This is a genomic window from Vibrio sp. D173a (assembly GCF_030248475.1).
The window spans coordinates 1-564 of sequence record NZ_JAHGAH010001636.1 but is presented as its reverse complement, the minus strand read 5'-3'; the positions used below and the strand labels follow the sequence as shown (position 1 = coordinate 564).

The 564-nt window shown below is 51.2% G+C and carries 1 pseudogene; it reads left to right on the top strand.

The features are described from left to right. Positions 1-564: pseudogene (metL, locus tag KIV40_RS35260) on the top strand (bifunctional aspartate kinase/homoserine dehydrogenase II); the annotation flags it as partial.

Here is a 564-nt window from a genome sequence, read left to right as displayed (position 1 = left end):
TATTGGTATGACGAACAAGGCATCGATGCTCATGCCGTTGTCGATCGCTTTTGTGACGATGCGGTTGAGTATAAGGACGGTGAGTGGCTAACCAAGCTGGGTTCAATTCAGGGCTACGATGAAGTGGTGGTATTGGATGTAACGGCGAGCAAGGTACTGGCTGACAAGTATTTGGACATCGCTCAACAAGGTATCCACCTCATCTCAGCCAACAAAGTCGCGGGCTCTGCATCGAGTGATTACTACCATCAGGTACAAGACGCGTTCGCGAAGATCAGCCGCCATTGGTTGTACAACGCGACAGTAGGTGCAGGCTTACCGATCAATCATACTGTTCGCGACTTGCGGGAGAGTGGTGATGACATCATTGCGCTGTCAGGCATCTTCTCTGGCACTCTATCTTGGTTGTTCCAACAATTTGATGGCTCAGTACCATTTAGCGAGTTGGTGGACCTTGCGTGGCAGCAGGGCCTAACGGAGCCTGATCCTCGTGCTGACTTAGACGGCTCTGATGTGATGCGTAAGCTGGTTATTTTGGCGCGTGAGTCTGGTCTCGATATCGAG